This window comes from Streptomyces nanhaiensis (assembly GCF_046614825.1).
In the GTDB taxonomy this organism is placed as follows: Bacteria; Actinomycetota; Actinomycetes; order Streptomycetales; family Streptomycetaceae; genus Streptomyces; species Streptomyces radiopugnans.
In genome coordinates this window covers 1-24,719 of sequence record NZ_JBKJFM010000089.1, presented here as the reverse complement: position 1 = coordinate 24,719, position 24,719 = coordinate 1, and the positions used below count along the sequence as shown (strand labels likewise).

24 protein-coding genes are annotated in these 24,719 nt (G+C 72.3%); 7 read left to right on the top strand and 17 right to left on the bottom strand.

What is annotated here, in order from left to right; translation table 11 throughout:
• The 4 genes from ACLIYP_RS19135 to ACLIYP_RS19120 all read right to left on the bottom strand — a co-directional run.
• Positions 1-712 (bottom strand): coiled-coil domain-containing protein (locus ACLIYP_RS19135; RefSeq protein WP_412714353.1); only part of this gene is annotated, 712 nt, incomplete at its 3' end.
• Between the two features lie 232 nt (positions 713-944).
• Positions 945-1,970 carry a C40 family peptidase gene (locus tag ACLIYP_RS19130; RefSeq protein ID WP_412714352.1) on the bottom strand — a complete coding sequence of 342 codons (1,026 nt, stop codon included), beginning with the start codon at positions 1,968-1,970 and terminating at the stop codon, positions 945-947.
• Positions 1,971-2,310: 340 nt separating this feature from the next.
• A complete protein-coding gene (locus ACLIYP_RS19125) occupies positions 2,311-3,663 on the bottom strand; it encodes an NYN domain-containing protein (protein ID WP_412714355.1) in 1,353 nt (450 codons plus the stop codon).
• A gap of 22 nt (positions 3,664-3,685) precedes the next feature.
• Positions 3,686-3,931, bottom strand: a complete 246-nt coding sequence (locus ACLIYP_RS19120; RefSeq protein ID WP_093848576.1) for a hypothetical protein — start codon at positions 3,929-3,931, stop codon at positions 3,686-3,688.
• Positions 3,932-4,392: 461 nt separating this feature from the next.
• Between ACLIYP_RS19120 and ACLIYP_RS19115 the strand changes: the two genes are divergently transcribed.
• Positions 4,393-4,674, top strand: a complete 282-nt coding sequence (locus ACLIYP_RS19115) for an Lrp/AsnC ligand binding domain-containing protein (RefSeq protein WP_162465868.1) — start codon at positions 4,393-4,395, stop codon at positions 4,672-4,674.
• A gap of 99 nt (positions 4,675-4,773) precedes the next feature.
• On the opposite strand, the gene trpD is transcribed toward ACLIYP_RS19115, so the two are convergent.
• The 5 genes from trpD to ctaE form a co-directional block, all read right to left on the bottom strand.
• Positions 4,774-5,838 carry an anthranilate phosphoribosyltransferase gene (gene trpD, locus ACLIYP_RS19110; RefSeq protein WP_412714351.1) on the bottom strand — a complete coding sequence of 355 codons (1,065 nt, stop codon included), beginning with the start codon at positions 5,836-5,838 and terminating at the stop codon, positions 4,774-4,776.
• Positions 5,839-6,061: 223 nt separating this feature from the next.
• Complete coding sequence (gene qcrB / locus ACLIYP_RS19105; RefSeq protein ID WP_412714350.1) at positions 6,062-7,705, bottom strand: cytochrome bc1 complex cytochrome b subunit; 1,644 nt, start codon at positions 7,703-7,705, stop codon at positions 6,062-6,064.
• Positions 7,702-8,763 (bottom strand): cytochrome bc1 complex Rieske iron-sulfur subunit, encoded by a 1,062-nt coding sequence (qcrA, locus tag ACLIYP_RS19100; protein ID WP_412714349.1) that lies wholly within the window; start codon positions 8,761-8,763, stop codon positions 7,702-7,704. Before qcrA ends, qcrB begins: the two co-directional genes overlap by 4 nt.
• Positions 8,760-9,578, bottom strand: coding sequence for a cytochrome bc1 complex diheme cytochrome c subunit (qcrC, locus tag ACLIYP_RS19095; RefSeq protein WP_412714348.1), 819 nt, complete (start codon positions 9,576-9,578; stop codon positions 8,760-8,762). The genes qcrA and qcrC overlap by 4 nt, the downstream gene beginning before the upstream one ends.
• A gap of 54 nt (positions 9,579-9,632) precedes the next feature.
• Positions 9,633-10,241 carry an aa3-type cytochrome oxidase subunit III gene (gene ctaE, locus ACLIYP_RS19090; RefSeq protein ID WP_093655122.1) on the bottom strand — a complete coding sequence of 203 codons (609 nt, stop codon included), beginning with the start codon at positions 10,239-10,241 and terminating at the stop codon, positions 9,633-9,635.
• 265 nt (positions 10,242-10,506) lie between these two features.
• On the opposite strand from ctaE, the gene ACLIYP_RS19085 reads away from it, so the two are divergent.
• Positions 10,507-10,908 carry a response regulator transcription factor gene (locus ACLIYP_RS19085; protein WP_093655120.1) on the top strand — a complete coding sequence of 134 codons (402 nt, stop codon included), beginning with the start codon at positions 10,507-10,509 and terminating at the stop codon, positions 10,906-10,908.
• A 135-nt stretch (positions 10,909-11,043) separates the two neighbouring features.
• Here ACLIYP_RS19085 and ACLIYP_RS19080 read toward each other — a convergent pair whose 3' ends face one another.
• From ACLIYP_RS19080 to ctaC, 4 genes are all read right to left on the bottom strand, one after another.
• On the bottom strand, positions 11,044-12,237 hold the full coding sequence (locus tag ACLIYP_RS19080) for a L,D-transpeptidase (protein WP_412714347.1): 1,194 nt from the start codon (positions 12,235-12,237) through the stop codon (positions 11,044-11,046).
• A gap of 122 nt (positions 12,238-12,359) precedes the next feature.
• Positions 12,360-12,758 carry a cytochrome c oxidase subunit 4 gene (locus ACLIYP_RS19075; protein ID WP_093655116.1) on the bottom strand — a complete coding sequence of 133 codons (399 nt, stop codon included), beginning with the start codon at positions 12,756-12,758 and terminating at the stop codon, positions 12,360-12,362.
• Positions 12,755-14,497 carry an aa3-type cytochrome oxidase subunit I gene (gene ctaD, locus ACLIYP_RS19070; protein WP_412714346.1) on the bottom strand — a complete coding sequence of 581 codons (1,743 nt, stop codon included), beginning with the start codon at positions 14,495-14,497 and terminating at the stop codon, positions 12,755-12,757. The genes ACLIYP_RS19075 and ctaD overlap by 4 nt, the downstream gene beginning before the upstream one ends.
• Before the next feature lie 3 nt (positions 14,498-14,500).
• Positions 14,501-15,445, bottom strand: a complete 945-nt coding sequence (gene ctaC, locus ACLIYP_RS19065) for an aa3-type cytochrome oxidase subunit II (RefSeq protein WP_093655112.1) — start codon at positions 15,443-15,445, stop codon at positions 14,501-14,503.
• A gap of 299 nt (positions 15,446-15,744) precedes the next feature.
• Here ctaC and ACLIYP_RS19060 point away from each other — a divergent pair, with 299 nt between their 5' ends.
• The gene (locus tag ACLIYP_RS19060) at positions 15,745-17,193 is read left to right on the top strand and encodes a cysteine desulfurase/sulfurtransferase TusA family protein (RefSeq protein ID WP_412714345.1); all 1,449 of its coding nucleotides are present in this window, start codon (positions 15,745-15,747) and stop codon (positions 17,191-17,193) included.
• Between the two features lie 55 nt (positions 17,194-17,248).
• Here ACLIYP_RS19060 and ACLIYP_RS19055 read toward each other — a convergent pair whose 3' ends face one another.
• The gene (locus ACLIYP_RS19055) at positions 17,249-18,223 is read right to left on the bottom strand and encodes a carbohydrate kinase family protein (RefSeq protein WP_412714344.1); all 975 of its coding nucleotides are present in this window, start codon (positions 18,221-18,223) and stop codon (positions 17,249-17,251) included.
• A gap of 238 nt (positions 18,224-18,461) precedes the next feature.
• Here ACLIYP_RS19055 and ACLIYP_RS19050 point away from each other — a divergent pair, with 238 nt between their 5' ends.
• Entirely contained in the window at positions 18,462-19,937 is a 1,476-nt protein-coding gene (locus ACLIYP_RS19050; protein ID WP_412714343.1) for a hypothetical protein, read from the top strand.
• Between the two features lie 146 nt (positions 19,938-20,083).
• On the opposite strand, the gene erpA is transcribed toward ACLIYP_RS19050, so the two are convergent.
• Positions 20,084-20,440: an iron-sulfur cluster insertion protein ErpA gene (erpA, locus tag ACLIYP_RS19045; RefSeq protein ID WP_093655108.1), complete on the bottom strand. Its 357-nt coding sequence runs from the start codon at positions 20,438-20,440 to the stop codon at positions 20,084-20,086.
• A 258-nt stretch (positions 20,441-20,698) separates the two neighbouring features.
• On the opposite strand from erpA, the gene nadA reads away from it, so the two are divergent.
• Positions 20,699-21,919 carry a quinolinate synthase NadA gene (gene nadA, locus ACLIYP_RS19040; RefSeq protein WP_412695849.1) on the top strand — a complete coding sequence of 407 codons (1,221 nt, stop codon included), beginning with the start codon at positions 20,699-20,701 and terminating at the stop codon, positions 21,917-21,919.
• Positions 21,920-22,009: 90 nt separating this feature from the next.
• Entirely contained in the window at positions 22,010-22,897 is an 888-nt protein-coding gene (locus ACLIYP_RS19035) for a GNAT family N-acetyltransferase (protein ID WP_412714342.1), read from the top strand.
• A 61-nt stretch (positions 22,898-22,958) separates the two neighbouring features.
• Here ACLIYP_RS19035 and pspAA read toward each other — a convergent pair whose 3' ends face one another.
• Together pspAA and ACLIYP_RS19025 are read right to left on the bottom strand one after the other, a co-directional pair.
• Complete coding sequence (gene pspAA, locus ACLIYP_RS19030) at positions 22,959-23,249, bottom strand: PspA-associated protein PspAA (protein WP_093655104.1); 291 nt, start codon at positions 23,247-23,249, stop codon at positions 22,959-22,961.
• Between the two features lie 76 nt (positions 23,250-23,325).
• The gene (locus tag ACLIYP_RS19025) at positions 23,326-24,111 is read right to left on the bottom strand and encodes a PspA/IM30 family protein (protein WP_412714354.1); all 786 of its coding nucleotides are present in this window, start codon (positions 24,109-24,111) and stop codon (positions 23,326-23,328) included.
• A 258-nt stretch (positions 24,112-24,369) separates the two neighbouring features.
• Here ACLIYP_RS19025 and ACLIYP_RS19020 point away from each other — a divergent pair.
• A partial coding sequence (locus ACLIYP_RS19020) for a DUF3043 domain-containing protein (protein WP_412714341.1) occupies positions 24,370-24,719 on the top strand: 350 nt, incomplete at its 3' end.

The following is a 24,719-nucleotide window of genomic DNA, read 5'->3' as shown; positions in this document are numbered from 1 at the left end:
GCTCCACCGGCGCGCCGGGGCGTTCGGCGTCTCGCGACGCGTGCCCGCGGGCGGCGCGGTCCTCGCGCGGGAGCCGGTTGAGCAGCCGCTGGGCGGCCGCGAGCTTGCGCTGCACGGCTTCGCGGTGCTCGCCCAGGGCTTCGCGCCTGCGCCGCAGTTCGGCGAGTTTCCCGCCGGCCTCGGTGCGCCGCTGCTCCAGCGCGCGCACCGCGCTGCGGAACGCCTTGAGCTTGGCCGTCTGGCGGCTGTTGATCCGGTCCAGGGTGGCGGCCTTGGCGAGGTACTCCTCCGGCCCCTCGGAGAGGATCAGCGCGAGGGCCGGGTCGATGCCGCCGGAGCGGTACTGCGCGCTCGCCAGGGAGCCCAGGTCCCCGCGCATCCGGTTGACCCTGGCCTGGTCGCGCGCGGCTCCGTCCTGGGCCCGCTCGACCTGCTCGCGCAGCTCCTCCACGCGTTCGGAAGCCGTGTTGTACCGCTCGGTGGCCCGCTCCGCGTCGGCGTAGAGCCGGTCCACTCGCGCGCTCAGCGCGGCCGGGGACGGGCCGCCCGCGGGGTCGGCTCCCGCCGGGGCCGCCGTCAGCACCGCCACCGCGCCCGCGGCGGCGGACAGCGCGGTGACCCTGCTGCCCAGCCCGGACAGGCCGGAGGGCGGGGTGCGCCGGCGGGAGCCGGGGCGGCGGGGGGCGTGTCGGGGCGAAGGCTGCGAGACCACGGCGGGACCGCTCTCCCTTCCGCTTCGGTGGACGGTGGCCGCCGACAGTAGCGGTACCGGCACGCTCGGTTCACGGACCGCCGCACCGCCCGGGCCGCCGTGTCCCTCCCCGGCGCGGAAGGGGGCACAGGTCAGGGCCGGATCGGCGGCGGGACGCGGAAGGGGCAGCGAAAAGCCTCCCCCGCCGGGTTTCACCCGTACGGAGGAGGCCCGAGGTCGGGGCGGCGGCCGGTCAGACGCGCACGCCGAACATGAACGGCATGTTGTTGATCGACTCGTAGCGGACGTTGGCGCCGGGCTTCGGGGCGTGCAGGATCTGCCCGTTGCCCGCGTAGAGGCCGACGTGGTGCAGGTCGCTGTAGAAGAAGACCAGGTCGCCGGGGGCGAGCTGGCTCTGGGAGATGCGGGTGCCCGCACTGGCCTGGGCCTGCGAGGTGCGCGGCAGGGAGACGCCGGCCTGGCTGTACGCCCAGGAGGTCAGCCCGGAGCAGTCGAAGGAGCTCGGGCCGGTCGCGCCCCAGACGTAGGGGGAGCCGAGCTTGGACTTGGCCGCGCCGAGGGCGGCCGAGGCGCGCTGCGTGGCGGAGGCCGAGCTGCCGAGGTCCACGCGGGCCGAGGAGGCGCGGTTGGCGCGCTCCTCCTCCCGGGCGAGCTCGGCGCGCTCCTGCGCGGTGAGGGTGTTCAGCAGCCGCTGGGCCTCGGCGAGCTTGCCCTGGATCTTCTTCTTCTTGTCGCCGAGTTCCTTGCGGGTGTCCTCCAGGTCCTTCAGCTTCTCGGAGGCCTCCTCGCGCTGCTGCGAGAGGGTCCGCTGCTTGGACTGGATCTTCTTCAGCGCGCCGGCCTGCTTGCTGCCGAGCTGGTCGAGCGCGGAGGCCTTGGCGAGGTAGTCGTCGGGGTCGGAGGAGAGGAACAGCTGCAGGGAGGGGTCGAGGCCGCCGCTGCGGTACTGGGCCGTGGCCATCGAACCGAGGCTGTCGCGCAGGTCGTTCAGCTCTCCCTGACCGCGCGCGACGCTGTCCTGGAGGTTGCCGACCTGCTTCTGCAGCTTCTCCTGCTTCTCCTTGGCGCCGTTGTACTTCTCCGTGGCGTGCTCGGCCTCTTCGTAGAGCTTGTCGACCTTGGCCTTGACCTCGCTCTTGGTGGGCTTGGGGTCGGCCTGGGCGGTCTGGGAGGTCAGTGCGACGGCCGCCGCCGCGGTCGCGGTGAGCACGGTCACACGTGCGCGGTTCGGCTGCTTGGGTCGACGGTGGGACGCCACTGGGGCGAGCTCCTTCTTCCTCAGCCGCCTGCCGGGAGTGACCGGGGGCCACCCGACTCCGCGATGAGCGCCGCGGATTCGGCGGTTCCTCCGCTGTCACCCCGGTTGGGCGATCAACTGCGCAGAGGTTCGGGCCAGACACTAGCCATGCGCGGTGATCGCTTCAAATCCTCATAGGAAAAATCTCGCCCGTCGGCCACATCCTTTACCATCGCCCCACTTTCGGCGACCGCGGCCTGACGCTGAGTGCCGCGCTCGGCGGACATTCCGGACTCCCGCGGGCAGGTGACGCGGCATCAGGCGTGGCACCGGACGCGGAACCGGGCGGCGCGGCGGGGCTTCAGGTGCGGCCGAGCCTGCGCAGCAGCAGCACCGACGCCACCGGGCGGGCTCCGGCCGCCGCCACGCCGTCGGCCACCTCGCGATCGGCGGAGACGACGACCACCGGACGGCCCGGCGGCTCGGCGCGCACCAGACGCCGGATCAGTTCGTCGGCAGTCTGCCCGGGTTTGCTGAACAGCACCCGCACCCCCCGCGGCGGCGCCAGCAGCACCGGAGCGGCCAGCTCCGCCCCGTCGAAGACGCAGGTCACCTCGGCGCCCGTCTGGGCCGCCAGCCCCGCCAGTCCGCCCAGCAGCCGCAGCCGCTGCTTCTCCAGGGGCAGCGACGGGTAGCCGGTCTTGGTGACGTTGTAGCCGTCCACCACCAGATGCGCCTGGGGCAGCGCCAGCAACTGGTCGAGCAGCGCGGGGTCCTCCTCCGACAGGGCGCGCCGGGCGATGTCCTTGGGGGTCATCCGGCCCGGCTCGACCGCGTCCACGGTCTCGGCCGGGCGGTGCGTGAGAGGCGGCAGGGCGAGTTCGCGCCGCAGCCCCTGGGCGGCGTCCAGCACCGTGTCCAGCAGCAGCCGCAGACGCATGTCCTCCACGCTGCGCCCCTCGCGCACCGCGCGGCGGCCGGCCTCCAGGGCCGCCTCCGCCTCCGCCAGCCGCGACCGCAGCCGGCGCGCCTCGCTCTCGGCGGCGGCCTTCTCCGCGGTGGCCGCGGCCCGCAGCTCCTCCAGCTCGGCCCGCGCCTTGCGCACCGCGGCCTCGCCGCGCTTGACGTCGCTGAGCGCGCTGCGCAGCCTGCGGTGCAGGGAGTCGGCCTCCTTGCGGGCGGCCTCCAGCTCCGCGCGGAGCTCCTCGGCGTGGGTGCGCCCGGCCGCCCGGGCCTGCGCCAGTTCCTCACGGAGCCGGGCCAGTTCCCGTTCGGCCTCCTCCCCCGCGCGTTCGGCCTGCGCCCGCTGGGCCTCCTCGCCGGCGGCGGCGACGAGCTTGGCCCAGCCCTCCGGACGCAGCACGTACGCGACCGCGGCCACGTCCACGGGGTCGGCGGCGGCCGGGAACGTACCGCCGCGGACGGAGTCGGCCAGCTCCGGCAGCGCCTCGCGCAGCCGGTCGGCGATGCGCCGCCGGAAGGCCGGGTCGTTCTCCAGGGCGGCGGCCATCGCGTTGCCCGCGAACCTGACCCGCCGCTGGGGTGTGAAACGGGCGTACTGCCGCAGAGGGACGGGGAGTTCGGCGACGGTGAGGCCGCCGAGCGCGTCGCCCGTCAGCGCCACCACCCGGCGGCGCACCTTCTCGGGCAGCGGGCGGTCGAGCGCCTCCTCGCCGGGCTCACCCGGTCCGCGCTCACCACCCGTCCGTTCCACCACGGTTCACACCCGCCCGTCGTCACACCTGCGCGCCGGAGCTGGGACGGTCCACCAGCTCGACCTGGTCCACCGCGTTGCACCAGCGACAGCGCACCGACTCGATCGTCTCACTGAGCACCTCGCGCTCCTCGACCCTCGGCTCCCCGGCCAGGTCCAGATGGACGTACTCCACCACCTTGCTGGAGCGCGTCACGTCGAAGCGGGTGAGGTTGCCGCACATCGTGCAGCGCCACCGCGACCCCTCGTTCGGTCGGGGAACCGGCATCGTTCCGTCCTCTCCTAGGTCCTCCCGCGCCGCCGGCGCCCTCGGCGCAGCCGGCGCGTCCACTGCCGCGTCTTCTCGGGTCCTGCTGTCTCGTCCTGCCGTTCCGCCGTCTCCGGCGCTCCGGTACCCGGGTGCCCCGGATGGCGCGGATGTCTCCGCGGTGCGCGCACCCCGGGCACCCCGGCCGGGGGTATCCCCGCAACCCTACGGCCTGGCGGCCACCGGGCGCGCCGCGGCGGGCGGCCCGTATCCGAGCCGACACCATCCGCGGGGCCGGACCGCAGGCCCTCTCCCTCGGCCTCCCTCGGCCTCCCTCGGCGCCCGTCCCCTCCCCCGTGCCCGTGAGCCCGCCGCAGGCGGCGGGCTACAGTGAGCAGGCCAGTTCCGCCGGTGGTGGGACCACGAGAGCGAAGGGCCCACCGGGGCGCCGCCGCGGCCCCTCCCCCGAAGAAGGGAAAACCGTGATCACCTCGATCGTGCTCATCAAGACCAGCACCGACCGCATCCCGGAGATCGCCGAGCAGATCGCCGCGCTGGAGGGGGTCAGCGAGGTCTACTCGGTGACCGGCGCCCACGACCTGATCGCCATGGTGCGGGTGGCCCGGCACGACGATCTCGCGGAGGTCATCCCGGGCCGCATCAGCAAGGTTCCCGGTGTGGAGTCCACCGAGACCCACATCGCCTTCCGGACCTACTCCCAGCACGACCTGGAGGCCGCCTTCGCCATCGGACTCGACTCCTGAGCCACGCGGCGGCCCGGAGCCGCCGCGCACCGGAAGGCCCCGGCACACCGCGTGTGCCGGGGCTGCGCCGTCTCGGCCGTCTCGGCCGTCCGGGCCGGCTCAGGCGTTGCTGGCCGCCACCCAGCGCTCCAGCGCCGCCTTGGCCTCGCCGGAGTCGATGGAGTGAGCGGCCTTCTCCATGCCCGCGGCGATCTGCTCGGCCAGCGGCGCCCCGGTGGGCTCCAGCGCGGCCAGGGCCGCCGCGGAGTTCAGCAGGACGGCGTCCCGCACCGGCCCCCTCTCCCCCTCCAGCAGACGCCGGGCCACGTCCGCGTTGTGGGCGGCGTCCGCACCGCGCAGCGCCTCCAGCGGAACCAGGGGGATGCCGACCTCACGCGGGTCGAAGGTCTCGGTGCGGACCTCGCCGTCCCGTACCACCCACACCGTCGAGGTGCCCGTCACCGTCAGCTCGTCCAGTCCGTCGTCGCCGCGGAAGACCAGCGCGGACGTCCCCCGCTCGGCGAGCACCCCCGCCATGATCGGCGCCATCCGGGCGTCGGCGACCCCGGTTGCCTGGGCGCGCACCCGGGCCGGGTTGGTCAGCGGGCCGAGGAAGTTGAAGGTGGTCGCGACGCCCAGCTCCTTGCGCGCGGCGGCCACGTGGCGCAGCGCGGGGTGGAACCTCACCGCGAAGCAGAAGGTGATCCCGGCCTCGGCCGCGACCTCGGCGACCCGCTCGGGGCTCAGCTCCAGGTTGACGCCCAGCTTCTCCAGGACGTCCGAGGAGCCGGACGCGCTGGAGGCCGCGCGGTTGCCGTGCTTGACCACGCGCGCGCCCGTCCCGGCCACCACGATCGCGGACATCGTCGAGATGTTCACCGTTCTGGCCCGGTCGCCGCCGGTCCCGACGATGTCGACCGACGGGCCGGGCACCTCGATCACGTTGGCGTGCTCGTACATCGCGCGGACCAGCCCGGCGACCTCGTCGACCGTCTCTCCCTTGGCGCGCAGCGCCACCGCGAACCCGGCGATCTGGGCGTCGGTCGCCTCGCCCCGCATGATCTGGTCCATCGCCCAGGCGGTGCTCCCGGCGGGCAGGTCCTCACCGGCCAGCAGGGCGCTCAGCACGTCCGGCCAGGTGCGCGCCGCCACGGTGTCGCCTCCGGTGGTCGTAGCAGCGCTCATGGGAATCACTCCTGGCGTGGTCGGATGCGGGGGCGGCCGGATCGGCTCGGCGGCCCGCAGCCAGCGTAACGGCGCGCGGCGGCGTCCACGGCCGCTGCCCGCAGTCCGGACAACCCGGGAACGCCGGGAGGCCCCGGAACGCCGGAAGGCCCCGGCCCTCCTCGGAAGGAGGACCGGGGCCCCAGGTGTGGCGATACCCGGTACCGGACTCGGTGGCCGCGGCTCAGTGGCCGTGACCGTGACTGCTGGTGAGCTCCTTGAACTCCTCGGCGGTCGGCTTGGGGATCTGGCTGCCCTCGCCGTAGTAACCGCGGCTGAGCCTGGCGCGGAGCTTCTGGACGGGGCCGACCTTGCGCCGCACGCCGTTCTCGTCCGTCTCCGGGCCGATCTCCAGCGGCTTGTACTGCTCGTGCGCGGTGAGCGTGTGGAGCTGCTCCTGCGAGAGCGGCTCGTGCACCTCGACGAACTCACCGTGCGGCAGCCGCTTGATGATGCCGCTCTCGCGGCCGTGCAGCACCTTCTCGCGGTCGCGCCGCTGCAGTCCCAGGCAGATCCGCTTGGTGACGATGAAGACGACCACGGGCAGCAGGAAGAAGCCGATGCGGACGAACCAGGTGATGGCGTTGATCGACAGGTTGAAGTGGGTCGCCCACAGGTCGTTGCCGCCGCCGACCAGCAGCAGGAAGTACAGGCTGATCCAGGCCGCGCCGAACGCGGTGCGCGTCGGTGCGTTGCGCGGGCGGTCCAGGATGTGGTGCTCGCGCTTGTCGCCGGTGATCCAGGACTCGATGAACGGGTACACCGCGATCGACGTCAGGATCAGCGGGAAGATGATCACCAGCGGGATGGCCACGCCCAGGTTGAGGGTGTAGCCGCCGGGCAGCACCATCTCCCACGCGGGCATCGCGCGGATCAGTCCCTCGGAGAAGCCCATGTACCAGTCGGGCTGCGCGTTGGTGGACACCTGGTCCGGGCGGTACGGGCCCAGCACCCAGATCGGGTTGATGGTGAACGTCGCGGCGATGACCGAGATGACGCCGAAGACCAGGAAGAAGAAGCCTCCCGCCTTGGCCATGTAGACCGGCAGCAGCGGCATGCCGACGACGTTCTTCTCGGTCCGTCCGGGACCGGCGAACTGGGTGTGCTTGTGGTAGAAGACCAGGATCAGGTGGGCCACCACCAGGCCCAGCATGATGCCCGGCAGCAGCAGGACGTGGGCCACGAAGAACCGCGGGATGATGTCCGTTCCCGGGAACTCCCCTCCGAAGATGAAGAAGGAGAGGTAGGTGCCGACCACCGGCACGGACAGGACCGCGCCCTCCATGAACCGGATACCGGTGCCCGAGAGCAGGTCGTCCGGCAGGGAGTAGCCGGTGAAGCCGGTGAACATGCCCAGCACCAGCAGCAGGAAGCCGAACAGCCAGTTGATCTCGCGCGGCTTGCGGAAGGCTCCGGTGAAGAACACGCGCATCATGTGGACGAACATGCCCACCAGGAACATCAGCGCGGCCCAGTGGTGGATCTGCCGCATGAGCAGACCGCCGCGGACGTCGAAGCTGATGTCCAGGGTCGAGGCGTACGCCTCCGACATGTGCACGCCCTGCATGGGCACGTAGGCGCCGTGGTACTCCACCTCGCCCATGCTCGGGTTGAAGAACAGCGTCAGGTAGACACCGGTCAGGATGATGATGATGAAGGTGTAGAGGCAGATCTCCCCGAGCATGAAGGACCAGTGGTCCGGGAAGATCTTGCGCATGTTGGCCTTGGCCAGGCTGTAGACACCCAGCCGGCCGTCGGCCCAGTCCGCGACCCGCTCGCCGGCGGGCGCCTTGCCCCGGCGCTTCGGGGCGTCGCCTGCAGTACTCATCCGCGCTCCCAGAAGCTCGGGCCGACGGGCTCCGCGAAGTCGCCCAGCGCCTCGAGGTAGCCGTCTTCGTTGACACTGATCCGCAGCTGCGGCAGGGGGTGACCGGCCGGGCCGAAGATCACACGCGCGCCGTCGGCCAGGTCGAACGTCGACTGGTGGCACGGGCACAGCACGTGGTGGGTCTGCTGCTCGTACAGGGTGACCGGGCAGCCGACGTGGGTGCAGATCCTGGAGTAGGCCACGATGCCCTCGTGGGACCAGTCCAGCTCCTGCTTGTCCTTGATGTCCTTGGGCTCCAGGCGGACGAGCATGACCGCGGCCTTGGCGATCTCCGCCATGAACTCGTGGGTGCCCTCCTCCAGACCCTCGGGCTTGGCGAAGACCAGGGAGCCGACGGTGATGTCCTCGGGGCGCAGCGGCTCGTCGGTGTTCTGGTTGACGAGCAGCTTGCCCTTCGCCCAGGCGGTGTGGCGCAGCTTGTCCTCGGGCAGGGGGCCGAGGTCGCGCAGCAGCACCACGCCGGAGAGCGGCACCACGGCCAGCGCGCCGAACATGGTGTTGCGGATCAGCTTGCGGCGGCCGAGCTGCGACTCCTTGGCGCCCTGGGCGAAGTCGGCGAGGACCTGCGTACGGGTCTCCTCGTCCGCCTCGATCGGGTGGCGCTCGCCGATCAGCTCGTGGTCCGACATCAGCGTGCGGGCCCAGTGGACCGCGCCGGCGCCGATGCAGAACAGGGCGATGCCCAGCGTCATGCCCAGCGAGAAGTTCAGGGCGCTGATCTCACCGAGCGGCCAGATGAAGACGTACTGGTCGATCGGGAAGATCACGTAGGAGGCGATGAAGCCGACGGTGGCCAGGATCGAGACCGTGAACAGCAGGGCGACAGTGCGCTCGGAGCGCTTGGCGGCCCGGTCGTCGATGTCCTGGACGCGCGGCTCGTGGGGCGGCAGCCCGGGGTCGGCGAACGGGTTCTCGGCCCTGGCCGCCTCGCCGCCGTGGGCGCGCTCGCCCGGCAGGTTCTCGTCGGGCACGTCTGGGGATCCGGTGTGGCTACTCATGACTTCCTGGCCTTGGCGGTACGTGCCGCGACCCACACGGCGACGCCGATCAGAAGGGCGAGGACGATCGTCCAGGCGAACATGCCTTCCGCGACCGGTCCGAAGCCGCCCAGCTTGAAGCCGCCGGGGGACTTCTCGTCCTCTCCCTGGACATCCTGGATGTAGGCGATGATCTCCTTCTTCTCCTTCTCCGGCAGGATCGTGTCGGGGAAGGCGGGCATGTTCTGCGGGCCGGTGAGCATGGCCTCGTAGATGTGCTTGTCGGAGACGCCGTCGAGCGAGGGGGCGTACTTGCCGTTGGTGAGGGCGCCGCCCTCACCGGTGAAGTTGTGGCACTGCGAGCAGTTGGTGCGGAACAGTTCGCCGCCCGCGGCGCTGTCGGCGCCCGCGGGGTCGTACTGCTCCTCTGTCGGGATGCTCGGACCGGGGCCCAGCGAGGCGACGTAGGCCGCGAGCTGGTCGATCTGCGCCTGCGTGTAGACCTGCGGCTTCTTGGGCGCCTGGGCGCCCGGGGACTGGGCCGGCATGCGGCCGGTGCCCACCTGGAAGTCCACGGCCGCGGCGCCCACGCCCACGAGGCTGGGACCGTCACTCGTGCCCTGGCCGCCGGTTCCGTGGCAACTGGAGCAGCCGGTGGCGTAGAGCTTCTTGCCCTCCTCGATGGCGAGAGACTGCGAGGACGCAGCCGAGGTGTCGGCCTTCGCCTCGTCCGCGGGTGCGAACGCGGCGTACAGCCCCCCGGTGGCCGCCAGCGCGAAGAGTAGGACGACGAGCGCCGCCAGCGGATGGCGCCGTCGTGCGGAGAGCTTTTTCACGGATTACCCCGGTGTCAGGATCTTCTGCGTCGATGCTTCTGGCTTACTGCCTGATCACTTGATCAGGTAGATGGTGGCGAAGAGGCCGATCCAGACGACATCGACGAAGTGCCAGTAATAGGACACCACAATGGCCGCGGTGGCCTGGTGGTGCGTGAAGCGCCGTGCCATGTACGTCCGGCCGAGGACGAACAGGAAGGCGATCAGGCCGCCCGTCACGTGGAGGCCGTGGAAGCCGGTGGTCAGGTAGAACGCCGACCCGTACGGCCCCGAGGAGATGGAGACGCCCTCGTGGACCAGCTCGGTGTACTCGAAGACCTGGCCGCCGATGAAGATCGCACCCATGATGAACGTGATCACGAACCACAGGCGCAGCCTCTTCACGTCACCGCGCTCGGCGGCGAAGACGCCGAGCTGGCAGGTGAGGGAGGAGAGCACCAGGATCGTGGTGTTCGTCGCCGCGAACGGAAGGTTCAGGATGTCCGCCTGACCCGTCCAGTACTCGGCTCCCGTCACCGACCGGAGGGTGAAGTACATCGCGAAGAGGGCCGCGAAGAACATCAGCTCGGAACTCAACCAGATGATGGTCCCGACGCTGGTGAGGTTCGGCCTGTTGACCGACGGGTGCGCGTGCCCGGTATCTACTGCTGTTGCTGTCGCCACGCCGACATTATGTCGGTCGCTTATCCGGCCCTCACCTCGGGGGGTCCTGTTCGGTGTGTCAACGGCCCGTGTCCTGCTCAGACGGCCCATACCCGGGCCTTCCGGATCCCTGACGCGGGGGGCCGGGACGGAGTAGCATCCGCCAACGACGGCACACGCGGCCCGGGGTCCGTGCTCCGCGGGCCCGTGGACCTTCGAGCCACCCGCGACACCCCGAGACACCCCGAGACACCCCGAAGGACGCCCCCGAGGACACGGAGGAACCATGCAGCCGACCGCCACGGTGCTGGTCTACAGCGACGACGCCAACACCCGCGAGCAGGTGCGGCTGGCCGCCGGGCGCCGACCGGCCGCCGACGTGCCGCCGGTCGAGTACGTGGAGTGCGCCACGCTTCCCGCCGTGCTCACGGCCCTGGAGGAGGGCGGTATCGACGTCTGCGTCCTGGACGGCGAGGCGACGCCCGCCGGCGGGATGGGCGTGTGCCGCCAGATCAAGGACGAGATCTTCGACTGCCCGCCCGTCCTGCTGCTGATCGGCCGCCCGCAGGACGCCTGGCTGGCCACCTGGAGCCGGGCGGAGGCCGCCGTTCCGCACCCGGTGGACCCGGTGCTCCTGGCCGACGCCCTGGCCGGGCTGCTGCGCCGCGACGAGCACGCGGCCGCCTGAGAGAACCCCGCGCACGGCCGGAGGGCCGCCGCGGGCACCCGGAGGTGCCCGCGGCGGCCCTTACCTCTTTCGAGCGACCCCTGCGCCTTCCGGTCCCGGGGTTCCGGGGCCTTCCGGCACCGCCCGGCCGGTCGGTCAGTTCAGGGCGCTGCCCCCGCGCCACTGCTCCCAGGAGAGGTTCCAGTCGCCGAGGCCGTTGCCGAAGGCCGGCATCCTCGGGCCGTCCCCTCCCACGTGCCGGACGACGTCGCCCTGGCGGACGGTGTCGAAGAACCAGCGGGCGTTCTCGGTGCTCATGCCCGTGCAGCCGTGGCTGACGTTGTCGCTGCCGTGGTGCGCCGCCGACCAGGGCGCGGCGTGGACGAACTCGCCGCTGTCGGTGAGCTGCACAGCCCACTGGACGTCCAGGTCGTAGGACTCCGCGCTGCCCGCGGGGATGCCGATGCTGGTGCCGGTCATGCGTACGGCGGCCTGCCGGCCGAGCACCACCTTGACGCCCTCGCGGGTGCGGAACCCGGCCTTGCCTGTGGTGACCGGAACGGTCCGCAGGACCTCTCCGTTCTTCCGGACGGTCATCTCCTTGTCGTCGATGTCGACGACGGCCTCGACGCGGTCGCCGGTGCGGATGCGCAGCGGCTCCGTCCTCCCTCCGCGCAGTCCGTCCCGGATCCACACGCCCTCCAGGGCGCCGCGCGCCTCCACGGTGGCGTGCGCGGGCCAGTAGGAGCGCGGGCGGTAGTGGAGGGTGCGGTCGTCCATCCAGCGCCAGGAGCCCTCGACGGAGGGCGAGGAGCGGACCGTCAGCGCGCGTTCCACGACCGCGCGCTGCCCGGCGTCCCTGACCGGCCGGCTGAGCTCGGCGGTGATGGGCTGGCCGACGCCGTAGGTGCCGTCGTCCGGGCCGAGGTCCACCTCCAGCCTCTTGGCGCCGGTCGCCGCCCGGGTGGTGAGTCCGGCGGTGCGGCGGCCCGGGGAGCCGTCGCCGCGCTCGGTGCTGACGACGACGGTGTAGCGCATCGCGCCGGCCAGCGGGGTGGCGCTGCGCCAGCGGGAGCCGTCGGCGGAGAGCGCGCCCTCCAGGCGGCGGCCCGCCGCGTCGACCGCGCGGACGTCCGTGATGCGGCTGCCGTCGCGGGCGGTGATCTCCAGGGGCTCGTCCGGGTCCACGGCACGGCCGTCCTCGCCGGCGTTCAGCGAGACGTGCGCGGTGGCGTCGTAGGGGGCCGCGTCCTGAGGCCGCTCACCGCTGCTGCATGCGGCGGGTCCCACCGCGAGCGGCACGAGTATCAGGAAGCAGATCATTGCCGTCCTGCGTGATCCACGACTCATGCTGCAACGGTAGGAACGCCGCGCGGAACGGACGAGCCGGATACGTACGAACGGGTCACCTCCGGAACGTGTCCGGAGATGACCCGTGCGTGAGGGGGTAGGGCTACTGGTTCCCTACCGTTTCACTGGTTCTGGTTCTCGCCGTGGTAGTACTCGAAGACCCAGCCGAACAGGCCGATGAGCAGCAGCGGCGCGGAGATGTAGACCAGCCACCAGCCGATGGCCACGCCGAGGAAGGCGAACGCCCCGCCCACGGCCAGGACGAGCGGCTGCCAGCTGTGCGGGCTGAAGAAGCCCAGCTCGCCGGCGTCGTCGGCGACGTCCGCGTCCTTGTTGTCCTGCGCCCCGGTGTCCACCCGCCGGGCGGTGAAGGCGAGGTAGTAGCCGACCATGATCGACAGGCCGAAGGACATGAACAGCGCGGTGGTGCCGACCGGCTCCTTGGACCAGAGGCCGTAGATGATGGCGACGGCCAGGATGAAGACCGACAGCCAGATGAACATGCGTCCCTGGATCTTCACTTGCCGGCCTCCTTGGCACCGGAGAGGGCCGGGCCCTCGGGACCCTCGGTGTTCTCGAGCTGGTCGATGGCCGCGATCTCCGGGTGGTGCAGGTCGAACGCCGGGGATTCCGAGCGGATCCGCGGCATGGAGACGAAGTTGTGGCGCGGCGGCGGGCAGGAGGTCGCCCACTCCAGCGAACGGCCGTAGCCCCACGGGTCGTCCACCGTGATCTTCGGCGCGTACTTCGCCGTCTTCCAGACGTTGTAGAAGAACGGCAGGATCGACATGCCCAGCAGGAACGAGCTGATCGTCGAGAAGGTGTTCAGCGCGGTGTAGCCGTCGGCCGCCAGGTAGTCGGCGTACCGGCGCGGCATGCCCTCCGCGCCCAGCCAGTGCTGGACCAGGAAGGTGCCGTGGAAGCCGATGAACAGCGTCCAGAAGGTGATCTTGCCGAGCCGCTCGTCGAGCATCTTGCCGGTGAACTTCGGCCACCAGAAGTGGAAGCCGGCGAACATCGCGAAGACGACCGTGCCGAAGACCACGTAGTGGAAGTGCGCCACCACGAAGTAGCTGTCGGAGACGTGGAAGTCCAGCGGCGGTGAGGCCAGGATGACGCCGGTCAGACCGCCGAAGAGGAAGGTGATCAGGAAGCCGATCGTCCACAGCATCGGCGTCTCGAAGCTCAGCGAGCCCTTCCACATCGTGCCCAGCCAGTTGAAGAACTTCACGCCGGTGGGCACCGCGATCAGGAACGTCATGAAGGAGAAGAACGGCAGCAGCACACCGCCGGTGACGTACATGTGGTGCGCCCACACGGTGATCGACAGACCCGCGATCGCGATCGTCGCGGCCACCAGGCCGATGTAGCCGAAGATCGGCTTGCGGCTGAAGACCGGGATGATCTCGGAGACGATGCCGAAGAACGGCAGCGCGATGATGTAGACCTCGGGGTGGCCGAAGAACCAGAACAGGTGCTGCCACAGCAGCGCACCGCCGTTGGACGGGTCGAAGATGTGCGAGCCGAACTTGCGGTCGGACTCCAGCGCGAAGAGCGCGGCGGCCAGCACCGGGAAGGCCAGCAGGACCAGGACACCGGTCAGCAGGACGTTCCAGGTGAAGATCGGCATCCGGAACATCGTCATGCCGGGTGCGCGCATGCAGATGATCGTGGTGATGAAGTTGACCGAGCCGAGGATCGTGCCGAAGCCGGAGAAGGCCAGGCCCATGATCCACATGTCGCCGCCGACACCCGGGCTGTGGACCACGTCGCTCAGCGGGGTGTAGGCGAACCAGCCGAAGCTCGCGGCGCCGTCGGGGGTGAGGAAGCCACCCACCGCGATCAACGAACCGAAGAGGTAGAGCCAGTAGGCGAACATGTTCAGCCGCGGGAACGCCACGTCGGGCGCGCCGATCTGCAGCGGCATGATCCAGTTCGCGAAGCCGGCGAACAGCGGGGTGGCGAACATCAGCAGCATGATCGTGCCATGCATGGTGAACGCCTGGTTGAACTGCTCGTTCGACATGACCTGCAGGCCGGGGCGGGCCAGCTCGGCACGCATGACCAGTGCCAGCACGCCGCCGACGCAGAAGAAGAAGAACGAGGTGACCAGGTAGAGCGTGCCGATCGTCTTGTGGTCGGTGGTGGTCAGCCACTGGATCACACGGTTGCCGCGCCGGCTGCTGCGCAGGGGCGCGGGGGTCGCCGCCGGCTGGTCCGACGTTGCGGCGGCACCCTGGGATTCGTTGAGGATGCTCACGGGTTACTGGCCTTCTCGTTCTTGGCGGGCTCCGCCCGCCGGGATGTAGCCGGTCTGGCCCTTCTCCGCCAGTTCCTCCAGGTGCTGCTGGTAGCGCTCCGGGGAGACGACCTTCACGTTGAACAGCATCCGGGCGTGGTCGACGCCGCACAGCTCGGCGCACTTGCCCAGGAAGGTGCCCTCCTTCTCGGGGGTCACCTCGAACTGGTTGGTGTGGCCGGGGATGACGTCCTGCTTGAACAGGAACGGCACGACCCAGAAGGAGTGGATGACGTCGCGTGAGGTCAGGATGAACCGGACCTTCTCGCCCTTGGGCAGCCACAGCGTCGGGCCGGGGTTGCCGGTCTGCGGGTTCCGGTCGCCCGGCGTGCCCACCGTGTAGACGCCCTCGGCACCCTCGGGCACGGCCTCGAGCATGTCGGCGGGGATGCCGGAGAGCTCGTCGGCGTCCATGTTGGACGTGGAGGTGTCGCCGTCCACGTCCTCCAGGTAGTTGAAGCCCCAGCTCCACTGGTAGCCGACCACGTTGATCACGTGGTCCGGCTTCTCGGAAAGCTCCAGGAGCTTGGACTCGTCACGGGCCGTGAAGTAGAAGAGCACCGAGATGATGATGAGCGGAACCACCGTGTACAACGCCTCGATGGGCATGTTGTACCGGGTCTGCGGAGGTACCTCGACCTTGGTCCTGGTGCGCCGGTAGACGATGACGCACCACAGGATCAGGCCCCACACCAGGACGCCCACCGCGAGCGCTGCCGCCCACGAGCCCTGCCACAGGGAGAGGATCCGCGGCGCCTCCTCCGTGACCGGGGTGGGCATGCCGAGGCGGGGGAAGTCCTTGTATGTGCAACCGGTGGCGGTCGCCAGGACCAGGCCCGCAGCAAGCGCCTGCGGCAGCTTCCGCCGCATCGGGCGCCGCGACGAGCGGTCGGAGCCGTTGGGACTCACGTAGCGCCTTCCCGAGAGTCTCGCCCGCTCGGCCCGGGCTCGGCCGTGTGTGGTCGGGCGCCGGCCCTGGCGCGGGCAGGGGTTTGGATGTTTATGCGGACCAAACCCTACTGGACGCTATTTGGGGTCGCGCGGGGAGGGTGCCCAACGCGCCGCGGGGCCCTCCGATGGGGTGGAATCGGGCCGGAATCGGGCCGGTGCCGGAACGGGACGGAGGGGGACAGAGGCGGAACGACCGCCTCCGCGGCCCGTGCGGTCCCACCGGCGCACGGGGGCGGCGGGCGCGTTAGCGTGCCGGTGTGCCCTACTTCGACGCAGCCTCCTCGCTCCCCCTCCACCCCGTCGCCCGCCAGGCGCTGCTCGCCGCGCTCGACGAGGGCTGGGCCGATCCCGCCCGGCTGCACCGGGAGGGCCGGCGGGCCCGGCTGCTGCTGGACGCGGCGCGCGAGGCGGCGGCCGAGGCGGTGGGGTGCCGCCCGGACGAACTGGTCTTCACCCCGTCGGGCACCCGCTCCCTGCACACCGGCGTCGCGGGCGCCCTCGCCGGGAGGCGGCGGGCCGGCCGGGCCCTGGTGGTCTCCGCCGTGGAGCACTCCGCCGTGCTCCACGCCGCCGAGGCCCACGAGGCCGGCGGCGGGACGGTGGTCCGGGTGCCGGTGGACCGTACGGGGCGGGTGGACGCGGCGGCCTTCGGCGCGGCGCTGCGGGGGAGCGGCTCCCCGGAGGGCGGGACCGCGCTGGCCTGCCTGCAGTCCGCCAACCACGAGGTGGGCACCGAGCAGCCGGTGGAGGAGGTGGCCGGGATCTGCGCCGAGGCCGGGGTGCCGCTGCTGGTGGACGCCGCCCAGTCGCTGGCGTGGGGCCCGGTGCCCGGGCGGTGGTCGCTGCTGGCGGCCAGTGCGCACAAGTGGGGCGGCCCGGGCGGGGTCGGTCTGCTGGCGGTGCGCAAGGGTGTGCGCTTCGCCCCGCCGGCTCCGGTGGACGAGCGGGAGTCGGGGCGCTCCCCCGGCTTCGCCGACCTCCCGGCGATCGTCGCGGCGGCGGCCTCGCTGCGGGCGGTGCGGGCGGAGGCGGACGCCGAGGCGGCAAGGCTGCGCACCCTGGTGGACCGCGTACGCGCACAGGTGCCCGCGCTGGTGCCGGACGTGGAGGTGGTGGGCGATCCGGTGCGGCGGCTGCCGCACGTGGTGACGTTCTCCTGCCTGTACGTGGACGGCGAGGCGCTGCTCCACGCCCTGGACCGGGCGGGGTTCTCGGTCTCCTCCGGCTCCTCGTGCACCTCCAGCACGCTGATCCCCAGTCATGTGCTGCGCGCGATGGGGGTGCTGTCGGAGGGCAACGTCCGGGTGTCCCTGCCGCCGGGCACGGCCGAGTCGGACGTCGACGCCTTCCTGGCGGTGCTGCCGGAAGCGGTGCGGGAGGTGCGCGCACAGCTCCGGGCGCCGGCCGGCGCGGACGGGGAGTCCGGCGGAGAGGGCGGCGCGGCGGCCGGCGGGGAGGCCGGCGGGCCGGAGGCCGCGGACCTCGGCCGCGAGGCGGCGCTCACCGTCGACTCACGCGGCAAGCGGTGCCCGATCCCGGTGATCGAGCTGGCGAAGGTGATCGACCGGGTGCCGGTGGGCGGCACCGTACTGCTGCTCGCCGACGACGAGGCGGCCCGGCTGGACGTCCCGGCCTGGTGCGAGATGCGCGGCCACGAGTACCTGGGCGCGCACGGCCACGCCTACCGGGTGCGCCGCAGCGCCTGAACCCGTCCGTCCCCGGCTCCCCGCCGGGGACGGACCCGCGCCGGGGCGCGTGCGCTCAGGCCAGGCAGGCCCGCACCTCGGCCGCGGCGTCCTCGCCGTAGGTCTTGGTGAAGCGCTCCAGGAAGTGGGAGCGCTTCAGCTCGTACTCCTGGGTGCCCAGCGTCTCGATCACCAGCGTGGCGAGCATGCAGCCGAGCTGCGCGGCGCGCTCCAGTCCGAGGTCCCAGGCCAGGCCCGACAGGAAGCCGGCGCGGAAGGCGTCGCCGACGCCCGTCGGATCGACCTTGGCCTCCTCCTCGGGGCAGGGGACGGTCAGGGCCTCCCGGCCCGCCCGCTCGATGCGGACCCCCTTGGAGCCGAGCGTGGTGACGCGGGCGCCGACCCGGTCGAGGATGTCCTGCGCGCTCCAGCCGGTCTTGGACTCCACCAGCCCGGCCTCGTACTCGTTGGTGAACAGGTAGGCCGCGCCCTCGGTGAGCCCGCGGATCTCCTCCCCCTCCATCCGGGCGAGCTGCTGGGAGTAGTCGGCGGCGAAGGGGATGGAGCGGGTGCGGCACTCCTCGGTGTGGCGCATCATCGCCTCGGGGTCGTCCGCTCCGATGTGGACCAGGTCCAGCCCGCCGACCCGGTCGGCGACCGTCTTGAGCTCGATCAGCCGGGCCTCGCTCATCGCGCCGGTGTAGAAGGTGCCGATCTGGTTGTGGTCGGTGTCGGTGGTGCACACGAAGCGCGCGGTGTGCAGGATCTCGGAGATGCGCACCGAGGCGGTGTCCACGCCGTGCCGCTCCAGCCAGGCGCGGTACTCCTCGAAGTCGGCGCCCGCGGCTCCGACGAGGATCGGGCGCACCCCGAGCTGGCCCATGCCGAAGCTGATGTTCGCGCCGACGCCGCCGCGCCGGATGTTGAGGGTGTCGGCCAGGAAGGACAGCGAGACCGTGTGGAGCCGGTCGCCGACGAGCTGGTCGGCGAAGCGGCCGGGGAAGGTCATCAGATGGTCGGTGGCGATGGAGCCGGTGACAGCGATACGCACGGCGGGCTGCTCCTGGGGAGGCGGGACTGCGGACACACCACGCTACTTCCTCGCCCGCCCCCTCACCTCCCGCCCCCGCCTCCCGTCCTCCCGCCCGCGCCTGCCCCCGCTGCCCCCGCGGCCGGGCCGGTGGAACCGTCCGCGGCCCCCTCCCGTCACATCGGCGCACGGTGGAAGACAGGCACCAGGTACGCGCGGCATGCGGACGCACGGTGCACGGAACCGAAGGAGCGATGCGGTGAGCGCCGACCACACCCCCGAACCCACCCGAACCCGGCGACGCGGGCTGACGACCGTCTCGGTGGCCCTCGCCGTCCTGCTGGCCGGAGGCGGCGGCGCGTACTGGGCCTCGACCGCCGGGAGCGGCGGGGCCTCGGACGCGGCCCGGCAGGGCGGCCGGGACAGGCCCGCGCCACTGGTCCTGGACGGCTACGGGCAGGACCGCGCGGCCTCGCCGGAGCGCGGGATCGCGCCCGGCGAGCCGGCCCCCGGCGGCCCGGTCTACAAGGCGTCGGGTCCCCTTCCCGACGGCCCGGCCTCGGCCCCGGCCTACCGGCCGGCCGGGAAGGTGGGCGAGGAGGACGTGGCCGGGCTGGCGAAGGCGCTGGAGGTGCGCGGCGAGGTCCGCGCGGAGGACGGCGCCTGGACGGTCGGCGGCGAGGACAGGAACCTCACCGTGGACGCCGCCTCCGGCGCCTGGTCGTTCACCGGCGCGGTGCCGCTGATGGCCGGGGAGGTCTCCGAGAAGGAGGCGAAGGAGGCGGCCCGTCCCGTCGTGGAGGCCCTCGGTCTGGAGGACGCCGAGGTGGACGCCGGGCAGGAGCGGGGCGGGCTGCGGATCGTACGCGTCGAGCCCCGGCAGGACGGACTGCCCGTACACGGCTGGACGACCGAGATCGGCGTCGGCCACAAGGGCGCGCTGGCCAGCGGCAGCGGGCGGGCGATCGGACTGGCGAAGGCCGCCGGGGGCGCCGGGTACCCGGTCATGGACGCCGAGGAGACCCTGGCCGCGCTCAACGAGCGCGGCGGCCGGGTGGACCTGGGCCTGAAGTGCGCCGAGCCCCCGCGCAAGGGCGGGGCGGAGCCGGGGACCGCCGGGCCGGGGGCCGGGAAGCCGCAGGACGTCCCGTCCGTCCCGCCCGCCGACGGCGATCCGGAGCGGCCGGGCGGCCCGGGCGGGGCCGAGCCCTGCGGCCCGGCCGGGGGCGGCGAGCCGGTGGAGGTGACGGGGGCGGCGTTCGGGCTGTCGGCGTACTCCTCGCGGGGACGCGAACTGCTCGTCCCCTCATGGCTGTTCGAGGTGGCGCCGAAGGGCGCGGAGACGCACACGGTGGTCCACCCGGCGGTGGAGCCGGAGTTCCTGGCGCCGCCCTCCCCCGGGGGCGACGAGCCCACCTCCGCGCCGGGCGGGCCGGGCCCGCGGCCCGAGGAGCGGATCAGGACCGCCACCTACGTCGAGGAGTACGGGCCGGAGGACCGCACGCTCACGGTCCACTTCTGGGGCGGGGTGTGCGACGAGTACCGCGCGAGCGCCGAGGAGAGCGCCGGGAAGGTGACGGTGCGGATCACCGGCGAGCCCCGGGAGCCCGGCAGGGCCTGTGTGATGGTCGCCAAGGACATGACCGTGGAGGTGGAGCTCGACGAGCCGGCCGGCGACCGCGAGATCCTCGACGAGGAGGGCGAGCGGCTGCCCGAGGGCGCTCCGGAGGAGTGAGCGGGCGGGCCGGTGCGGGCCGGCCCGCACCGGCCCCGCATGTCCCCGTGCGGCGTGCCGGAGAGGCGTGCCGAAGGCGGCGGTCCCGGATCGGTGGACCGCCGCCTTCGGCGTGTCGTGTGCGCCGGCTGCTGCCGGCGGGCGGCTCAGCTGAAGGAGTCGCCGCAGGCGCAGGAGCCCGTGGCGTTCGGGTTGTCGATGGTGAAGCCCTGCTTCTCGATGGTGTCGACGAAGTCGATGGAGGCACCGCCCAGGTAGGGGGCGCTCATCCGGTCGGTCACGACGCGGACACCGTCGAACTCCTTGACGACGTCGCCGTCCAGCGACCGCTCGTCGAAGAAGAGCTGGTACCGCAGGCCGGAGCAGCCGCCGGGCTGAACGGCGACGCGCAGGGCCAGGTCCTCGCGGCCCTCCTGTTCGAGCAGGCTCTTGACCTTCGCCGCGGCGGCGTCGGACAGGATGATTCCGTCAGTCGTCACAGCGGTCTCGTCCGATACGGACATCTGCTTCTCTCCCGGGTTGTACGGACTGCTCTGCCGCCTGCTCAACAGACGGCTTCCCGGTTTCATTCCAGGCCGGGCACGTCTTTGCGTCTTTCATGCTCGCACACCCGGTGCCCGGCGGTCACTTCCTCACACACGGCCGGCCGTGCGGAGGCGGGGATGCGTCACACTGACGCGATCGGCATCGTCAATATGACGTGAAGCGGTTATGATAGATAACGTCAATCCGACGAAAAGACCCGCTGAGCCGATGAAAGGGTGCGTGCCGTGAACACCGCCCCGCCTTCCGCCCCCGTCCCGGCCACCCCCGGGGACGCCCTGGACGTCCAGCCGACCCCGCTGGCCCTGCTCCTCCTCGGCCGCGACTCCGACCCGAGGAGCGAGCGCGGAGTGGAGTGCCCCGGCGACCTGCCCTCCCCGTCGGACCCGGACCTGGTCGAGCGCGCCCGCGCGGCGAAGGAGCGGCTGGGCGAGAAGGTCTTCGTGCTCGGCCACCACTACCAGCGCGACGAGGTCATCCGGTTCGCCGACGTCACCGGCGACTCCTTCAAGCTGGCCCGGGACGCGGCCGCCCGCCCGGAGGCGGAGTACATCGTCTTCTGCGGCGTGCACTTCATGGCCGAGTCCGCCGACATCCTCACCTCCGACCGGCAGCAGGTCGTCCTGCCCGACCTGGCCGCGGGCTGCTCGATGGCGGACATGGCCACCGCCGAGCAGGTCGCCGAGTGCTGGGACGTGCTGACCGAGGCGGGCGTCGCCGACTCCACCGTCCCGGTCTCGTACATGAACTCCTCGGCCGACATCAAGGCCTTCACCGGGCGGCACGGCGGCACCATCTGCACCTCCTCCAACGCCAGGCGGGCGCTGGACTGGGCGTTCTCGCAGGGTGAGAAGGTGCTGTTCCTGCCCGACCAGCACCTGGGCCGCAACACCGCGGTGCGGGACATGGGGATGTCCCTGGAGGACTGCGTCGTCTACAACCCGCACAGGCCGAACGGCGGCCTGACCGCCGAGGAGCTGCGGGCGGCGAAGATGATCCTGTGGCGCGGCCACTGCTCGGTGCACGGGCGCTTCACCCTGGACTCGGTGAACGACGTGCGCGAGCGCGTCCCCGGCATCAACGTGCTGGTGCACCCCGAGTGCCGCCACGAGGTCGTCGCGGCGGCCGATCACGTGGGCTCCACCGAGTACATCATCAAGACCCTGGAGGCCGCCCCGGCAGGCTCCAAGTGGGCCATCGGCACCGAGCTCAACCTGGTGCGCCGGCTGGCGAACCGCTTCGCCCCCGAGGGCAAGGAGGTCGTCTTCCTCGACCGGACGGTCTGCTTCTGCTCGACCATGAACCGGATCGACCTGCCCCATCTGGTGTGGGCGCTGGAGTCGCTGGCCGACGGCAAGGTCGTCAACCGCATCCAGGTCGACCCGGAGACCGAGAAGTTCGCCAAGCTGGCCCTGGAGCGGATGCTCGCCCTGCCGTGATCCCCGGGCCGTGATCCCCGGGCCGTGGTGCCCGGGGAATCCGGGCGGCGTGTGTGACCGGGTGCGGCGCGGTCGGCCAGGATGGCCGTCATGCTGCTGCGCCCGGTACGCGACCGCGACGACGACGCGCAGGCCGTGCGCTTCGTCGCGGACGCCGCCCTCCTGACACCGCCGTCCCCCTGCGCTCCGCCGCCCGGGGACGCGCCGCTGCCCGCCCCCGCCGTACGCCGCCTCCACCACGTCCGCCACCTGGCCCGTACCGATCCCGGCGGCTGCTGGCTGGCCGAGGACGCCGCCGGGCGCCCCGTCGGGGTCGTCCTGTCCGCGCGGCGCGAGGGCACCTGGGGGCTGTCGCTGCTCGCCGTGCTGCCCGAGGCGCGGGGCCGGGGCGTGGGCGGGGCCCTGCTGAAGCGCGCGCTGGAGTACGGCCGCGGCTGCCTGCGCGGGATCGCCCTCGTACCGCCCCACCCGGTCGCGGCCCGTGTCTGCCGCCGGGCGGGCCTGGAGCTGCATCCGGCCACCTGCCTGACGGGGGAGGTCTCGACCGCCTCGCTCGCCGCCCCCGACGGCGCGGTTGCCGAGGGCGGCCCCGGGGACCGCGACCTGATGGACTCGGTGGACCGGCGGCTGCGCGGCGGCGCCCACGGACCGGACCACGAGGAGCTGCCGCGCCACGCCAGGCTGCTGGTCACCGACGACTTCGCCGGCAGCGGCTACTGCTATCTCACCGAGGGCCCCGAGGTCCGGGTGGAGCTGCTGGGCGCCACCTCGCGGCGGCTGGCCACCCGGCTGCTGACCGCCGCCCTGGGCGTGGCGGGCGAGGGCCGCCGGGTGCGGATCGAGGGCCTGACCGCCGAGCAGCAGTGGGCGCTGGACGTCGGGCTGGCCGCGGGACTGGAGCCGGGGACCGCCGGCTGGGTGGGCCTGCGCGGGATGCGGCCGCCGTCGCCGTACGTCCCCTCCGCCGCGTTCCCGTAACGGCCGCCACCGCGGGCCGCCGCAGCGGGATCCCGCGGCCCCGCGGGGCTCCCCGGCCTCCTCAGGCGGGAGCGTCGGCGGGGAAGAGGCCGTCCTCGCCCAGCAGGGCTCGGACCTCCTCCAGTGTGGCGCCGGGCTCGGGCAGGATCAGCTCCGAGGGCTCCAGGGCGTCGTCCGGCAGCGGCGTGCCCAGCGAACGCACGGCGTCCAGCAGGGCGTTGAGGGTGCGGCGGAAGCCCGCCTCGTCACCGTGCTCCATCTCGTGGAGCAGTTCGTCGTCCAGCGCGTTCAGGCCGGGCAGATGGCTGTCGTCCAGCCTGACCTGCCCCTCCCCCATGATCCGTACGATCACGACGATCTCCTTCCGGGCTTCCCGGAGGCCGGGTGCCCGGTACGCCGGGGGTGATGCCCCCGGCGTACCGCTGCCGCTACTGCTTGTCGAAGCGGGGGGCGTCCTGGGACTGCGGCGCCTGCTGGGGCTGTGCGGCCTGGTCCTGCCCGCCCTCGATGGCCTGCCGGTCGCCGCCCGTGCCGCCCGCCAGCTCGGCCTTCATCCGCTGGAGCTCCAGCTCCACGTCGGAGCCGCCGGAGATGCGGTCCAGCTCGGCCGCGATGTCGTCCTTGGCCAGTCCGCTGGAGTCGTCAAGGGCTCCCGAGGCGAGCAGTTCGTCGATCGCCCCGGCCCGGGCCTGGAGCTGCGCGGTCTTGTCCTCGGCCCGCTGGACGGCCAGGCCGACGTCGCCCATCTCCTCGGAGATGCCGGAGAAGGCCTCGCCGATGCGGGTCTGGGCCTGGGCGGCGGTGTAGGTGGCCTTGATGGTCTCCTTCTTGGTGCGGAAGGCGTCGACCTTGGCCTGGAGACGCTGGGCGGCGAGGGTGAGCTTCTCCTCCTCGCCCTGGAGCGTCTGGTGCTGCTGCTCCAGATCGGTCACCTGCTGCTGGAGGGCGGCGCGGCGGGAGAGCGCCTCGCGCGCCAGGTCCTCGCGGCCGAGGGCGAGCGCCTTGCGGCCCTGGTCCTCCAGCTTGGCGGACTGGCCCTGTAGCTGGTTGAGCTGGAGCTCCAGCCGCTTGCGGGAGGTCGCGACGTCGGCGACCCCGCGGCGCACCTTCTGCAGCAGTTCGAGCTGCTTCTGATAGGAGTAGTCGAGCGTCTCGCGCGGATCCTCGGCCCGGTCCAGGGCCTTGTTGGCCTTCGCGCGGAAGATCATCCCCATACGCTTCATGACACCGCTCATGGGCTTCGCGCGCCCCCTTCGAAGACGGACTGAACCTCGCACACCGACAGGTCCCACCCTACGGGCCCTGCTTCCATTACCGCATTGTTCGGACCCGGATGTGCTCCTCCTCCAGGACGATCGGCGAACGGTGTTTCTCCCGCCCAGGAAGTAGCAGGGGGTACGGCGACCCGCCGTTGCCGGATCGTTCCCCGTGGGGGTGTGGGTCACACCTGGTCGCCCCGTACTCTTGGCGGTGTGTTCCGAAGCCGTTCTCGTGATGAGCAGACCGCGCCCCCCAGGGAGAGCGCGGAGCTGACCAAGCAGCGCCGCGACCCGCAGGCCCCCAAGGGCCGCCCCACGCCCAAGCGCAGCGAGGCCGAGGCGCTGCGCCGTGCCGTGGCCAAGCCGCCGGCCGACCGCAAGGAGGCCGCCCGCCGGGCCCGCGAGGCCCGCCGCCGCGGCGGCGACCAGGGCGAGGGCGGTCAGGGGACGGGCGGTACGGCGCACGGAGACGGTCATGATCGGAACGTAACGGCGTTCCGGCGCGATCGCGCGGGGTGCTGCTCTTGTCGGACTACCGTCACCCCCGGCCCGGGTGACACCCG